Genomic DNA, 15,389 nt, shown 5'->3' with positions numbered 1-15,389 from the left:
CCATTGATCTTCTACGATATAGAGGTAACCTCTGAAAAGTGCCGCTTCCGGATTGCGGGGCGTTACCAGAATCTTATTGATCTGGAGTCCATCTTCATAAAAAGTTTCCTCAAACGTATACTTGTACGAAAGGGGGGCGGTCGCTGCAAGGGGGGATATGAAAGGTTTTTCTCCGAGCTTGGGGATATTAAGGAGGTTCTGGTAGAAATTGAAATCGCCATCGGCAATGGTGGTATAGAACAGGTAGGGGTTATGTTCAACGCGTTGTCCGGAGCGATCACCTTCCGTTGAGATCTCCACCTGAACCGTCGCACCCTTTTTTTCCGCCAGGTCACGGTATGCTGTTTTCACCTCCTTGACCTGTCCACCAGGACCGTAATAGGAATACCCGTAAGATTCAATAAAATTCAGTCGTTCACGCTTCAGGAGACCGGGCAGGAGACTGTCTTTCCTGTCGATAAACTCCTTTTCCAGAGAAGCCTTGATGTACGTTTCACACTTATGTCCCCCGTATGCATTCAGGAAGTCGCGGCGTTTGTCTATCACCTTGCGCATGATCTCCATGGCGAGATCCCGTTTATTCTCGATCACCGTGATCTCGGCCAGATCCACTGCCTCATTTTTCAGCGTGACATCATGCGTGGCATTTCCATTGCGAATGGTCACCACTTCTATCTTCTTCTGGAAACCAACTGCCTGAAAAACGATCCGGTGCGTGCCATTTTCCAGCTCAAGGAAGTACATGCCCTTGGGGTTGGAAGCCACGCCATAAGTGGTATTCTCCAGATAAATACTCACAAACGGGATGGGTTGTCCACCTTCATCAGACACCGTACCGGACAGCTGAAAGGCTAGAACGGGTTGACATAAAAGGCACAGCCCAAAACATATATTCACGAATTGACGCACGTGAATGAGACGCCGAAGGAAGTAAAATGTTACAGCCACTCCGGCTATTGGTATTGACCGCCGGATTCCAGGGCCTGTTTGACGTGGGCCAGGTGATGCCGGCTATGCCAGCCGTAAAGTGCGGTCATCTCATACAAACTCACATCCGCATCCCTTTCCGGGTGAAAGAAAGTACGGTTGAAATCTTCAGGTGACATATGCTGCAACAGAACGGCCCATCGCATATGCAGGCCATAAAGAATTCCCAGGGAGAATACGATGGGTGTTGAAACATCCGGAAGTGCAGCCCAGCCGTCCTGATCATAAGGTTTGATCCTGGGGTTGTCTTCCGTAAGCGCCAGTTTAAATCGGGTGATGCCATTGCCGTGGCTATCGGCGCAATGGTGTATGACCTGTCGGATGGTCCACCCGTCCGGCCGATAGGGCCATTCCAGCTGTTCTTCTTTGATATCCTTCACAGCGGTCTCCAGGTCTCCGGCGAATGATTGGATAGAGAGAATATCTTTTGTGTGTTGCTCGGTATTTCCAGGTTCAAAACGGAAAGGGCGGATGGGGAAGGAGAGGTCTTTCATTTATTTGGTGATGTGTTATGTATGATTTGGTGATGTGGTGATTTGGTGATGTGCAGCCATTGCGCAAGAAGGTCCGGTAAATTCGTTATTAAACCAACAACCCTCAATGACCTAATTTCGTTCATTCTTCATTCTTCATTCTCATGTCTTATGTCTATTATCTATTGTCCATTCTCTCTCCGGCTTAAGTTAACAACCACCGAGAACTGATTCCTCCCAATTCCGGGGTATGGCTCATCGGATATAAATATATGGTAGCCGTAGAAAACATTCACTATGCCCAGTCTGCCAATTCCAACTTTGGGGGTAAAGCGCATATGACTGTCATGATCATTCAGGTAACCAAGTTCCAAACCCAGTGCCAACGCGGCGATGTTGAATTCGGTTCCCACATGCACACCAGGTATTCTCTGAGCCGGAGTATAAGAAAATGAAGCATAATGGGCGATGGAAGCAAACATCCTTTCGCTGTAAATGAACTTATGCCGGGCAACTCCCAGTTCACCAAATGCATAGAAATGATTCCCGGCACCAATCCGCAGCGCATAGCGGGGCTTAGACCACTCATAGTAGCCTTCCGGGAAAACCAGACTGTCATTGTCTTGTGCACTGACCGATGCGGAGCAGGCGATGACTATTACACATCCGAGTAAACCCGTTTTCCATCGGGCATAATAACCTGAATTATATTTATCGGCCTTTCTAAATCGCATCGTTCGGGTATTCTCAGGCAAAGGTATTTTATTCAGGCGGATTGGTTAATTTTCGGAAACAATAACCGCATCCAATGGACATCGAGCTCATCTTCAAAACAGGCGCTTTTATCATTTCGTTGGCACTATTATTCAAGGGGATTTACGAATATGCCCGGGCCCAGCAGTGGAAGAAAGCCGAATTGGTCTCACGGGAAGTCAAGGAGTTTCTGGCCGACTTCAACGTGAAGCGTGCATTGGTGCTGTTGGACTGGAATGCCAACCACCTTGCGCTGGACAAAGATGAGATGCCGGGAAACACCACCATGAAATTCGACGATGCCCTGATCGAATCCGCGTTGCGCACCCATAAGGAATGCCAGAAGTTCACCCACGAAGAAGTGATCATCAAAGAGATCTTCGATCATTTCCTGGATAGGCTGACCATGTTTGAGAACTACATCGAGTCCGGTCTGATCAACGCCAGGGACCTGAAACCGTATCTTAACTACTGGATCCGCATCCTGGCCGATCCCAGGAGTGATCGCAAGCCCGCCTCCACACGAAAGAAAATGTGGGTATATATTGATGAGTATGGTTTTGACAAGGTGCGGAGCTTGTGTGGCCGGTTCGGGTATATGAAGGAAAAGTAAAGGAACGAATCCCAACATACAATGCGGAGTCACTTATTTTTGCGACCCGACCCATTGGATAAAATCCTCCCAGCGAATGTGGGTCAATCTGAAAGTGCCAGCGACCTTACCGTTCTGATCTACTGCATCGATAACCGGTGCCAGTATGGCGATTTTTAAGGCCACCTCGCCATTCGGGTTTTTCTCCCAGTATCCAAGTAATTCAAACCATGAGATGTGTTCAGGATGTATCTCATTTGATACAATGCTCATACACCATTCGCCGGTGATGGGATCTTCATATCCGATCGTATCCGGGGGGATGGGGGTATTCCACTGCTTAACGGTAATCTCATCCTGAAGGTCGTAACGATCTTCCATTCCATGATAGGCCTGATATGCTTTCAGTTCACCTTTTAACATGGCATTGTATAAGGGGACTGCGACATCGCCCCACTGATTAAAGGCATTGGATGGTTGTTGTGGTAATTCAAAAAACCTTTCTTTTTTGATCATCAACCTCATTGGCTTCTTTGTGCTTGCATTAAATGCATTGACTGCATCTTCCACACGAACCCGATATAAGGGTATATCTGTTGACTTCCCGGACGTCTTGCTGGAAAATAGCATATCCACATAAAGAATCTCAAACAAGCCTTCCTTGTTAAACTTACCATACAGGTTGGCTTTTCGTAAGTCATTGGCAGCATACACGTCGGGCTTCACGATCTGGGTGATCCATTCTCCGGTAATTGGGTCCTCGTAGTATAACGTGTCGGTGGTCCTTCCTGTCAACCCGATAATGTCTTGTGGTTCAATCACGGTCGCAAACGGCTGTTGTTCCGATCCGGGACTGATCCGATAAGCTTTTATCCCACCATCCATCACCTCCCGGTGAACAGAAGAAATGACCTCCCCCCAGGTATTGGCGGCACACCATGGCGTTCCATTGCAACCGAAAACACCTGTCATGGGATCATCGTAGCCCACAGTTATCACCAGATAATCCGTTGGAGATTGTTTAGGGGCAGGCCTTCCGGAGGACGGTGTAATAAATAAGGAGATTAAGGAGATGGTGAGTAGCAGGATATGTCTCATGACGTAGTGTTTAATGCCATAACTGCAATGGATGGCAAAAGGTAACGATGATCAACGTCTTTGCATTAGACTTGGAATGTTTTCTGAACCACATAGGCACATAGGTCACACTAGCGACTTCACATAGAATGTCGCGCAGAACTTCTAACACAACGGGCAAAAAGACATAATGCGTAGAATAAATACCGACCGCTTACACCATGCCTATGAGTTCTATGTGCCTATGTGGTTCAAAAACACCCAACCGAATTCACGGATCACTTAAAGGCCCGAAGTATGACGGTACAGGCGCGGGGACACGAATCCCCGCCCCGGTCTCAAGTTAGGGGAGAATACTTCATGGTTGGAGATAAACCGTTGCAAGTTCTCACACGGGCAAGAAATGGCACCGGTTTTTCATGAGAATACCGCCGTTACATCCACAAAAACTGAAAAGGTTATATTTGGGAAAACACATCTCCCATGAAAAAGGCCTTTTTACTGTATTTCTCCCTGCTGATGATATCCATGGGCAGCTTCGCCCAGTGCCCGGATCCGGGTTATAAGTCTTTTGATAATAAGGAGTGGAAAGTTGGGGATATGATTATCCTACAGGACATATTATATTCAATAGGCGGAGGCAACCATGTCCTTCCTGAATCCAGAGACCTGATCAAGCAACTTGCCGATTTTCTCAAAGCCCACCCATCCCTCACCATTGAGGTGGGAAATCACACGGACAGCAGGGGAAGCGCCGCTTATAATGAGAACCTCAGCCTTAAACGATCTGAAAGTTTAAAGTATGAACTGACTGTGAAATATGAGATCGACGAATCCCGCATCACCGCAAAAGGGTATGGGGAATCGCAGTTGCGGGTATCCGACGAAGAAGTTGCCAAAGCAGCATCAGATCAGGAAAAGGAAGAGCTGCACCAATGCAACCGGCGAACCGTTATCACAATCACCGGACTTTAACATTTCACCATATTTTCCGCACCATTATATCATTCTATTAAATCCATACATGAAACCGTTTATCACCATCGCCTTTTGCATTGTTGCTCTGGCCGCCACAGCCCAACAGCATCGCTTTCTTCCCAAGTGGAAAGTTGGGGAAACCAAAACCATTACCTATACCGAGTCGGAAAAGGAATATATAAATGACGAGCTAAAGAGTGACACTTCATCATCAAGAACCGCCACCATAAAGGTGATCAATGACAACAAGGACAGCTACTCACTTGAATACACCCAGGAGAATGTGGCCTTGACATCACTGATGGAATTATACGACAAACTCGGAGATGAAGTCCCGGAATTCCAGAACATGAAACTCATCTATCAGGTTAATAAAACAACCGGAAAGACAGAACTCAAGAACTGGAAGGAAGCCCGCGATTTTCTCCTGGGCAGTTATGAGAAAATGGAAAAAATCCTGGAAGACAAGGTACCGGACATGGCACCTATGGCAAATCTGCTGTTCATGCCCATCAAATCGGCATACAAAGACAAGGAAACCATTGAAGAAGAAATGGAGAAGAATATCCAGTTCCTGACACTGCCATTCCAATCGGAATTTACCATCGGAGAAGCCATTACCAGTGTGGATTCAGCAGCCAATCCTTTTAATGCATCCACGATGATTTCGGTTTCTACCACTGTAAAACTTGATTCATTTGACCAGGCAGGTCAGATTGCCATGTTCTCGCAAAACATAGACATGGACCTTTCTCAATTCGTGAACATGATCAAAGACATGATGATGAAGATGGCATCATCAATGGGTGTTGAGGATTCCCTCATGGAGAAGAAAAAACAGGAGATCGACGCCATGGATATGAGTATGACGAATTCAAATGCCATAACCTATGACGACAAAACAACCTGGACCAAACAATCCATAGCTACCGTCGAAATCAAAGGTATGGATCCGAGAAAAGGACAAACCAGAAAAGTAGTAACGATTACCGCTTTGGTGGAATGAATCTTAGGCAGCTCCCAAAATGAACACTCAAACCGGCATAGAACAAACTACTCCGCCGTTGATGGTAGTACCGCAATTGAGGCTTCCTGAATGGAAATATAAAATGCCCCCAACATTGTCGTGAGAACACGCTTCACCATATTCTTCAGTTTTTTTCTGACGATCTCATTCGCCCAGCAATACCGGTTCACACCCAAGTGGGAGGCAGGCCACATCAAGTCGATCACCTATACCATTCTGGAACAGACCTACAAAAACAAAGTACTCACGGACGACTCCACTTACACATTGCATGCTACGCTTAAAGTGGTCAGTGAAGATGAAGCGTTTTACACCATCGAATACACTGTGGAAAACCCGGTGATGAAAGCATTAAGTGAACTGTATGACAAGTTGGTCGAAGAGGTGCCCGAATACAAAGACCAGCAACTGATCTGCTCGGTAAGCAAGGATTCCGGTCAGGTCGTGTTACTCAACTGGAAGGAAGTAAGGCAGTACAACATCAAAAGCTATAACCGGATGGAAAAGCTTCTGGCCAAAAAAGCACCGGACCGGGCCCGGATGGCGAAGGAAGTCTTCATGCCAGTCAAACAGTTATACGAGAATGAGAACTATGTAAAGGAACAAGTGAAGAAAGGCATCGGTTTTTTGTGTGTTCCTTTTGAACGTTCCTATACCCTTCGGGAGAAGGTAGAGGAGGCGGATTCGGCCATGAACCCGTTCAACCCCTCCGTGATGCTGGAAACCACCGAAACGGTATGGCTCAAATCATACGATGAGAAAAACGAGGAAGGAACATTCATTTATTCTGTGGATATGGACTTTTCCAAGTTCGTTCTTCAGATGAAAGATGTGATGATGCGCATTGCCGCCTCCATGAATGTGGAAGACTCGGTCATCTACAGAAAGCAACGTGAGGTCGACCAACTGAAGATGGATATGACCCACGAGAATATGATCATCTATGATAATAAAACCACCTGGGTCACGAAGTCCGTCAACACCATTGAGATCACCGGCGTCGACCCGAAGAACGGCCCCAGCCGGAAAGTGTACAGGATAACAGCGGAGATAGAATAAATGTAGTAGGTAGTAGGCAGTAGACAGTAGACAAGAGATGCCAGGCTCACAACATCACAATATCACCACATCACCACATTGTCAGGATTTACCTTCCCGTGTGACTTAAAACCAATATCTTTATCCCGGTTCAACAAACCGTCGCATGCGTCAAGTAGTTATTATCGGTAATGGCATTGCGGGGATCACCGCCGCCCGGCGCATCCGTCAGCTGACGGATGATGACATTACCGTGATATCAGGTGAAAGCGATCACTTCTATTCACGAACCGCACTCATGTACATCTACATGGGTCATATGCGTTACGAAGACACCAAACCCTATGAAGATCACTTCTGGGAAAAAAACCGCATCCGACTCAAACGTGCCTGGGTAAGCCAGGTGAACCCGGAACAGAAAACACTTCGATTCTCCGACAACACAACCCTTTCCTATGACGTCCTGATCATCGCCACGGGATCGCAGCCACGGAAACTCCACTGGCCCGGTTGTGAACTGACCGGTGTACAGGGACTTTACTCGCTGCAGGATCTGGAGCTAATGGAGACGAACACAAAAGAGATCAGACAGGCGGTTGTGATCGGAGGTGGCCTGATCGGTATTGAAATGGCCGAAATGTTGCACAGCAGAAAAATCCATGTGACCTTTCTGGTACGCGAGTCCTCTTTCTGGAATAATGTGCTTCCGTCGGAAGAATCTACGATGATCACACAACATATCAGAGAACAGGGAATCGATCTTCGCCTTGGTGTGGAAGTTGAAAAATTCACTGGTAACCGCAACCTGAAAAGCGTCATCACCAAAACCGGCGAAGAGATCCCGTGTGCTTTCGCAGGCATCACCATCGGGGTTCAACCCAACATCTCCTTTCTGGAAGGCAGCGGCATTCAAACAAAAGAGGGTGTGTTGGTAGATGATTATCTCTCAACAAATATCCCGGACATCTATGCCATCGGTGATTGCGCAGAACACCGCACTCCCATCTCCCATAGAAAAGCGATAGAACAGATCTGGTATACCGGACGCATCATGGGAGAGACCGTTGCAGAAACGATTTGCGGCCATCCGAAAAAATATGAACCCGGTCCCTGGTTTAATAGCGCCAAGTTCTTCAACATAGAATATCAGGTTTATGGGCGTGTTCCGGCAACACCACAATGCGATGTCTCCTCTTTTTTCTGGGAAGATGAAAAGAACAACCGCATCCTCCGGTTGACCTACGAACCTCAAACGTTCTCATTGAAGGGCATTCAATCTTTGGGCATCCGTCTGCGCCAGGAGGTTTGCAAACGCTGGGTAACAGATTCCGCACCATTGGAAAAGGTGGTCAGCGAATGGAACGATGCCTGCTTCGATCCGGAGTTTCACAATAAACCTGGTATGGACTGGATTAAAAAACTGGAACAGGAAACCGGCATTACCTTCCGACCTGGGAAAAAATCCTGGAAGCGAATATTTAAAGCCATCACTCATGGACAAGCATAGCAGTTTCTCCATAGCGCCGGGAGGCATGCCGGGCATGACCCCGGGTCAACGTGGCGGAATAATCACGGCTTTGTCAGGCGTTGCATTACTGCTCACCTCTTTTTCAGGTGTTCAATGGCTGCCACCGGTCGTCCACCTCTCCATATCGCTTATACTTATTGCCATTGGCACCATCTGGTTTGCAGCCATCACTTTCCGTTCTCCCGCAAACCGTAACAATGGAACCTGGCAACGAGCCCTTACCAACCGCGGCATCTGGGGATGGGCTGCGGGTATACTCCTTACCTTGTTTTACATTCTATTGTACTGGTTTCCGGAAACACTGGGATTCGGAGAGAATAACAACACCGGCTTCATGCTGTTGTTCGATCCGTTGGCCAGGTTCTTCAAGGGAGATGATGCCAGGGCCAGTCAGTGGTTTATGTACGGCACGTTGTACACGGCCGTGATTCTCATTCTCGGTATCCGCTTCCTGATCAAGTATCGGGATAACCGTTACCAAATCATCCGGACCTCTGCGGTGATATTGTCGCAACTAGGATTTGCCTACCTCATCCCGGAAATACTGGAAGGTCTGAATACCGAGCAGCCCTATTTCTCCAAAGACCTTAAAAATTTCTGGCCGCTGAATTATTACTTCTTCGATGGATGGCACCTGGACAACATGCAGGCAGGAGGGAGCCTTGGCATGTTTTATCTGGTATGGGGAATCGCCGGATTTGCGATCATCACCCCACTGCTTACATACTTTTTAGGAAAACGCTGGTATTGCTCATGGGTGTGTGGCTGCGGTGGACTGGCGGAAACGGCAGGGGACTCCTTCAGGCATCTTTCCTCCAAAAAAATGTCCGCATGGAAGATCGAACGTTGGATGATTCACGGCGTACTCGCGTATATTGTTCTGGTCACCGCAGTGGTCCTGTACGGATATTTTACCGGGGTGGGAGAAGTGTTCGGAATGAACATTTACCACATCTTTCAAAAACCTTATGGCTTCCTCATCGGTGCGATGTTCTCCGGCGTGATCGGTGTTGGCTTTTATCCGGTGATGGGCAGTCGCGTGTGGTGCCGCTTCGGCTGTCCGCTCGCCGCATACATGGGTTTGTTTCAAAGATTCAAATCACGCTTTCGTATTTCGGTAAATGGTGCACAGTGCATCTCCTGCGGAAACTGCTCCACCTACTGCGAGCAAGGCATTGATGTAAGGTCCTATGCGCAGCGGGGCACGGACGTGGTGCGTGCTTCATGTGTAGGTTGCGGTATTTGTGCCACGGTTTGTCCACGCGGTGTACTTAAACTGGAGAATGGTCCGGCAGACCTTAAAAAGGAAAACATGATCGGATGATGACCTGGGGGGAAATGATTCTGCTGGTGGTTTACGGCGCCATGCTTCTGTTTATTCTGGCCTATAGCATTGTTCAGGGCACACTGATCTATGCTTATGTGAAATCCGGAAAACGAAAGCGTACACACCCGGACTCACCGACCCAATGGCCATCGGTAACCGTGCAGCTTCCGGTTTACAATGAACGGTATGTGGTGGAACGCCTGATCCATGCCGTCGCTGCCTTTGATTATCCCAAAAACAAACTGGAAATACAGATACTCGATGACAGTACCGATGATACCACCCGGATCATCGAACAAACCATCATGCCATACGTGAACAACGGTATCAACATCTGCCATATCCGAAGGGAGGAACGCACAGGATTTAAAGCAGGTGCACTGGCATATGGGACCACCATCGCATCAGGTGAATTCATCGCCATCTTTGATGCAGATTTTGTGCCGGCAACAAATTTTCTAAAACAAACCATTCCCTATTTTTCCAATGAACAGGTGGGCATGGTTCAAAGCCGGTGGGAGCACATTAACAAAAAATATTCATTGTTGACACGTCTTCAGGCCTTCGGACTGAATGCACATTTCACCATTGAGCAAACCGGAAGAAATGCCGGATCACACTTCATCAACTTCAATGGCACAGGTGGCATATGGAGAAAGTCATGCATCCTGGATTCAGGCGGATGGAGCTCGGATACCCTGACCGAAGATCTGGACCTGAGTTATCGTGCACAGTTTCGGGGATGGAAATTCATTTACCTGGAAGATGTGACCTCACCTGCTGAGCTACCAGCTACGATGGATGCATTGAAGTCCCAACAGTTCCGGTGGACAAAAGGCGCTGCAGAAACGGCCAGGCTGAATGTAAAAAAAGTTCTAAGTGCGTCGCAACTCGAACGAAGCACCAGGATCAATGCGCTGTTTCATCTGATGAACAGTTTCCTTTTTGTTTGCATTCTCGGCACAGCTATTCTCAGCATTCCTTTATTGTACATAAAGAACCAACACGAAACACCGCCGTTCGTGTATAACCTGGCCGGCGTATTCGCAATCAGTCTGTGCATACTTGCGGCGTATTATTTTATTTCCTTTAAGAAAACAGACACCCGATCGTGGTGGAATTTCCCATCGCAATTTATCCTGTTCCTTTCCATCTCCATGGGCATGTCACTTCATAATTCCATTGCTGTGCTTGAAGGATTGGTAGGAAGAAAAAGTCCGTTCATCAGAACACCGAAGTTCAATCTGAATGCATCCGATAAAACCATAACAGCCAACCGCTATGTGGCGACAAGGGTCAGTCCCGTTACTGTCGCCGAGCTTATCCTTTCGGTTTACTTTATGAGCGGAATCTTTATCGGCTTTCGTGTTTCCGATCTGGGGCTACTTCCATATCATGTGATGCTTGCATTCGGATTTGCAAGCGTTGGAACTTATACGGTATGGCATGCGGTGAAGGCGAGGAGGGGAGGTAGTAGATAGCAGGCAGTAAGCAGTAGGCAGGAAGTAGTAAGTGGACAATAGAGATCAGGAAGTATAAGCAAGAGAAGTTAAGCGCTGCGGGAGGAGGGGAATTAGTTCAAGGATGGGTTTTCGGGGAAGTTGGATAAGATGGCATATTCGGTTCCCATATGTTGAAGTAGACTTTTCCAAAGCGTTTCGGATTCTCCTTCCATGATGTCGGGGACTTCTCCTTTTGCAACCACCCAGGACTGATGGTTTAGTTCATATTCCAGTTGATCCGGAGCCCAACCGGAATAGCCCACAAAAAATCTCACCTGCGACTCACTTATTTTGTTTGTTATCACGAGGGTTTTCAACGCTTCAAAATCACCACCCCAGAATAAGCCGTCACGTATTTTCATGCTACCGGGAATTTTCGCTCCGGCGGTATGAATAAAAAACAAGGAGTCATTACGAACAGGTCCACCCAAATACAACGGTGCATCAAACGTTGGAAAATCATCCACCGCATCATTAAGGGTAAGTGAGATGGGTTTGTTAAGAATGAATCCGAGAGAACCTTCTTTGGTGTGTTCAGTCAAAAGGATCACGGACCGTTTGAAATGCAAGTCCGTCAGGAACGGCTCTGACAACAGCAAGCGACCCTGGCGTGGTTTTAGTTTTCTCATGTCCGTTCAACTAAATGATTTCTGTAAATGTAACGCTTCACATTTTTTTTTGTTTCAGAAGTTATCAACGGAGATGACAGATAGCATAAGAAATTATGCTTTTTGTGTACAACCTGTTTTCATAATAATATTGGCCATCCCGATGTTGCAAATCATACACGGGCAGTTATTGACCAATTGTTTTCTAATTTCGCAGGAAATAAAATTATGCAACCAGTCATCAATATTCAGACGGATAACCGACCGGCTTACCAAAATGAAACGACGGAGACGATACCGCCGATACAACTTATATCTGCGTGGCTTGATGAATCACTGAGTGCAATGCCTCACCTTCCGTTTCGATTGTCGCTATGGAATGATCAAGGCGCACATCATTCAATGAACTTGTCTGACATCAATACCAAAGGGCCGGTGGTTTATTCGGCCGACATCAACATGCCGGATGATAAAACCGAATGGCAATTACAAATTCCGTTACCTGCGACGCACAGTGAAATTGACATGCGTGCAAACATCATCCCTATCTCCGAACCTCAATGTGATTTGTACTTCCACAAGCTTGAGAGAGAATTTCAACTTGTGACCTGGATTAAGATTGAAAACAAGAACCGCAACATCATCAATATTGATGAAGAGCTAAAGAAGATGGACGATCAATTTACGGGAAGAAAAGTACCCAGGCCCGATCTATACAAAGGCTATCAACTGTTGCCAACTGAGTTTTGCTTTCGGAGATTCCACGCTCATGACATTATCACGGAACACCATTACGTTGCCGGAAACAACCGGTGGATGTATCATCAGGTTACCAGATAAAAAAACCGCGAACCAATTGGCTCGCGGTACACGATAAAAAAAAGGCCCCGACACGCAGGGCCCTTTCCTTACTTCTTCTTTGCTGCAGGCTTCCTTGCGGGAGCTTTCTTTGCAGCAGGCTTCTTGGCAGCTGTTGTCTTCTTGGCTGCTGGTTTCTTAGCCGCTGGTTTTTTAGCAGCAGGTTTCTTGGCTGCTGGTTTCTTAGCGGCTGCTTTCTTAACAGCTGGTTTCTTAGCTGCTGGTTTTTTAGCCGCTGGCTTTTTAGCAGCAGGTTTCTTGGCTGCTGGTTTTTTAGCGGCTGCTTTTTTCACAGCTGGTTTTTTAGCTGCCGGTTTTTTAGCGGCTGGCTTTTTCTTAGCAGCTGTTGCTTTTGTTTTAGCAGCAGCTACCGTTGTGGCTTTCTTCTTCCGGGGTCTGGAAACTCCAGCTGAACCGGCAGCTCTCTTGCCTTTTTTGGTACGTTTATCACCTTTTCCCATGATAAAAAAGTTTTGGTTTAACGTAAAGGTAGTTTGAAAATGTACTAAAAAAAATGAACAGTATTCCTAGTTTATCAAAAGACAATTGTTAATAATGTAACTGTTTTTTAAGCCATTGCACTTTGATTTCGAGTCGCTCTTTTTCCGAAAGCGACCAATCGATTTTTGTTTTTCTTAATTGCTCAACAACCTGAAACATGCACAGGGCAGCGGATACAGAGATGTTATAACTTTCAGTAAAACCATACATGGGTATACGAAGATGTTCATCGGCATGTTCCAAAACCTGTGCACTTACGCCCTTCATTTCCGTCCCGAAAAACAATGCGAATTTTCCTTTACTCACATCAAAGTTGGTCAACAAAGTTTGTCGCTCATGTGGCGTAGTCGCAATGATGCGGTAATTATTTTCCTTTAATGCGCGGATGCATTCCACGGTGTTATCAGGTTGTTCATTGTAACGATGCATCGTTAACCATTGCGATGCACCCAATGCCACATCCGGGTTGATCTGATATTTATTTCTGTTTTCGATGATGTGAACATCCATTACGCCAAAACAATCACACGACCTTAACACTGCACTTGCATTGTGAGGCTGATAAACATCTTCGACCGCAACGGTGAGGTAGCGTGTGCGATTTTCCAATACCTCATTCATTCGCACATTGCGTTCCGGCGTGATGCATGCAGATAATTCCGCTTCAATTTTTTGAAGTTCAGAAATACTTAAGTGGTTAACAGACGTCATCGTTTAACTCCTTATTCGATCACCGATTCAGGATTTGGCGTAATGTAAAACCAAATTCGAAATCCGGAATAAAAGTCGCGCGCCCACGATCGCATCAAAAGAGTCAGCATCTGTTTTCTCTTTTTGAAAATTCGGTTCACTCACCTCGTTGATGTCAAAACCGATGATCTCTCTTCCGCTTTCCAAAACCATCTGAATAAGCAACAACGATTCTTCAAACTCAAAACCGCCCGGAACAGGTGTACCTGTTTGCGGACAAAGTTTCGGGTCCAGTCCATCGATATCAAAACTCACATAAACTTTATCAGGAAGATGTGTAATCATTTCACTGAACTGCTTCGCAATATTCATCCCTTCGTACACCTTTCTCTTGATCGCATGATCAAAAAAAGTCGCAATCCTATTCTTGTTTGCATCGATGTATTGCACCTCCTCCCGGCAAAAATCACGGATACCAACCTGCACCAGTTTGCTTATTTGTGGAATTTCTTCCAGGGCATTATACATGATGGATGCATGGGAATAAGTAAATCCTTCATACGCTTTTCTCAGATCCGCATGTGCATCAATCTGCAGCACACCGAATGAATCATGACGTTCACCCAGCGCCGCCATCAACCCGAGTGGTGTGCTATGATCTCCTCCCAGAATAGCCACTTTCTTTTTTTGGTCCAGTAAACTTCCCGCCTGTGACTTTACCGATTGATGAAAAGACATGCATGCTTCATTGATGCGAGCAAGTTGCGCATGGTCTTCTTCAGACAGCTCATCACCTCCGGTAAGCACATCCAGGTAGTTGAGTGCCTGCTCGCGAAGTGCAGTTGCCTGGGCTTTTAATTTTTCATCCACCGGCAACATGGCTAATCCTTTTTGCCATGCAAATCCACAAACAGGATCCATCAGGTCCACCTGATAGGATGCGTTGAGGATAGCTTCCGGACCGTTGACGGTCCCATCACGATAAGACACTGTAACATCCCAGGGCATCGGCATCACTACCAGACTGGCCTCATCAGATGTATATGGCAAACCGAAAAGATTTCCATTTGGTTGTGCCCATTGATCCGGATCAAAAGAAAGTGTGTTCATGTTTTTTTGTTTCTGGCTCAAAGATGTTCACGTAATTCTGTTTTTCCAACCGAACCATCACGAATCTTTGAAATATGATTCACGGCAAATGCCATTGTGCTAAAAAATCAAACACGCCCTTCATAACATTAACACACCCAATACAAGGTTCACTTTAAGAAACACCTCTGTGAAACTCTGTGCATCCTCTGTGAAGCTCTGTGTAAAAAAAAGAAATCATCACATAGAACACCGAGCAGCTCTTTAAAAAACACCTCTGTGAAACTCCGTGCATCCTCCGTGAAGCTCTGTGTTAAAAAAAGAAACCATCACAGAGAACACAAAGAAGACACAAAGAACA

General features: G+C 46.4%; 16 protein-coding genes. 8 read left to right on the top strand and 8 right to left on the bottom strand.

What is annotated here, in order from left to right; translation table 11 throughout:
- The 3 genes from KDD36_11720 to KDD36_11710 form a co-directional block, all read right to left on the bottom strand.
- Window positions 1-948 (bottom strand): carboxypeptidase-like regulatory domain-containing protein (locus KDD36_11720; GenBank protein MCB0397318.1); only part of this gene is annotated, 948 nt, incomplete at its 3' end.
- A 5-nt stretch (window positions 949-953) separates the two neighbouring features.
- Complete coding sequence (locus KDD36_11715; protein ID MCB0397317.1) at window positions 954-1,481, bottom strand: putative metal-dependent hydrolase; 528 nt, start codon at window positions 1,479-1,481, stop codon at window positions 954-956.
- A gap of 161 nt (window positions 1,482-1,642) precedes the next feature.
- On the bottom strand, window positions 1,643-2,194 hold the full coding sequence (locus tag KDD36_11710; GenBank protein ID MCB0397316.1) for a hypothetical protein: 552 nt from the start codon (window positions 2,192-2,194) through the stop codon (window positions 1,643-1,645).
- Between the two features lie 74 nt (window positions 2,195-2,268).
- Here KDD36_11710 and KDD36_11705 point away from each other — a divergent pair, with 74 nt between their 5' ends.
- Window positions 2,269-2,826, top strand: coding sequence for a hypothetical protein (locus KDD36_11705; protein MCB0397315.1), 558 nt, complete (start codon window positions 2,269-2,271; stop codon window positions 2,824-2,826).
- A gap of 33 nt (window positions 2,827-2,859) precedes the next feature.
- Here the strand turns inward: KDD36_11705 and KDD36_11700 are convergent, their stop codons facing one another.
- Complete coding sequence (locus KDD36_11700; GenBank protein ID MCB0397314.1) at window positions 2,860-3,903, bottom strand: hypothetical protein; 1,044 nt, start codon at window positions 3,901-3,903, stop codon at window positions 2,860-2,862.
- A gap of 462 nt (window positions 3,904-4,365) precedes the next feature.
- On the opposite strand from KDD36_11700, the gene KDD36_11695 reads away from it, so the two are divergent.
- The 6 genes from KDD36_11695 (at window position 4,366) to KDD36_11670 (ending at window position 11,261) form a co-directional block, all read left to right on the top strand.
- Complete coding sequence (locus KDD36_11695; GenBank protein ID MCB0397313.1) at window positions 4,366-4,857, top strand: OmpA family protein; 492 nt, start codon at window positions 4,366-4,368, stop codon at window positions 4,855-4,857.
- A 49-nt stretch (window positions 4,858-4,906) separates the two neighbouring features.
- On the top strand, window positions 4,907-5,866 hold the full coding sequence (locus KDD36_11690; GenBank protein MCB0397312.1) for a hypothetical protein: 960 nt from the start codon (window positions 4,907-4,909) through the stop codon (window positions 5,864-5,866).
- Between the two features lie 120 nt (window positions 5,867-5,986).
- On the top strand, window positions 5,987-6,946 hold the full coding sequence (locus KDD36_11685; GenBank protein ID MCB0397311.1) for a hypothetical protein: 960 nt from the start codon (window positions 5,987-5,989) through the stop codon (window positions 6,944-6,946).
- Between the two features lie 145 nt (window positions 6,947-7,091).
- A complete protein-coding gene (locus tag KDD36_11680; protein ID MCB0397310.1) occupies window positions 7,092-8,432 on the top strand; it encodes an FAD-dependent oxidoreductase in 1,341 nt (446 codons plus the stop codon).
- Window positions 8,419-9,777 carry a 4Fe-4S binding protein gene (locus KDD36_11675; GenBank protein MCB0397309.1) on the top strand — a complete coding sequence of 453 codons (1,359 nt, stop codon included), beginning with the start codon at window positions 8,419-8,421 and terminating at the stop codon, window positions 9,775-9,777. The genes KDD36_11680 and KDD36_11675 overlap by 14 nt, the downstream gene beginning before the upstream one ends.
- Window positions 9,774-11,261: a glycosyltransferase family 2 protein gene (locus tag KDD36_11670; protein MCB0397308.1), complete on the top strand. Its 1,488-nt coding sequence runs from the start codon at window positions 9,774-9,776 to the stop codon at window positions 11,259-11,261. The genes KDD36_11675 and KDD36_11670 overlap by 4 nt, the downstream gene beginning before the upstream one ends.
- A 92-nt stretch (window positions 11,262-11,353) precedes the next feature.
- Here KDD36_11670 and KDD36_11665 read toward each other — a convergent pair whose 3' ends face one another.
- Window positions 11,354-11,911 (bottom strand): YqgE/AlgH family protein, encoded by a 558-nt coding sequence (locus KDD36_11665; GenBank protein MCB0397307.1) that lies wholly within the window; start codon window positions 11,909-11,911, stop codon window positions 11,354-11,356.
- Between the two features lie 207 nt (window positions 11,912-12,118).
- Here KDD36_11665 and KDD36_11660 point away from each other — a divergent pair, with 207 nt between their 5' ends.
- Window positions 12,119-12,730 (top strand): hypothetical protein, encoded by a 612-nt coding sequence (locus KDD36_11660; protein MCB0397306.1) that lies wholly within the window; start codon window positions 12,119-12,121, stop codon window positions 12,728-12,730.
- Between the two features lie 68 nt (window positions 12,731-12,798).
- On the opposite strand, the gene KDD36_11655 is transcribed toward KDD36_11660, so the two are convergent.
- The 3 genes from KDD36_11655 to KDD36_11645 form a co-directional block, all read right to left on the bottom strand.
- The gene (locus KDD36_11655) at window positions 12,799-13,209 is read right to left on the bottom strand and encodes a 30S ribosomal protein THX (GenBank protein ID MCB0397305.1); all 411 of its coding nucleotides are present in this window, start codon (window positions 13,207-13,209) and stop codon (window positions 12,799-12,801) included.
- Window positions 13,210-13,297: 88 nt separating this feature from the next.
- Window positions 13,298-13,960, bottom strand: a complete 663-nt coding sequence (locus KDD36_11650; GenBank protein ID MCB0397304.1) for an RNA methyltransferase — start codon at window positions 13,958-13,960, stop codon at window positions 13,298-13,300.
- Window positions 13,961-13,987: 27 nt separating this feature from the next.
- A complete protein-coding gene (locus KDD36_11645) occupies window positions 13,988-15,049 on the bottom strand; it encodes an agmatinase family protein (protein MCB0397303.1) in 1,062 nt (353 codons plus the stop codon).
- Window positions 15,050-15,389 lie beyond the last annotated feature (340 nt).

The organism is Flavobacteriales bacterium, assembly GCA_020435415.1.
Lineage (GTDB): Bacteria > Bacteroidota > Bacteroidia > JACJYZ01 > JACJYZ01 > JACJYZ01.
The sequence above is the reverse complement of the archived record's forward strand: the minus strand, read 5'-3'. Positions and strand labels throughout refer to the sequence as shown.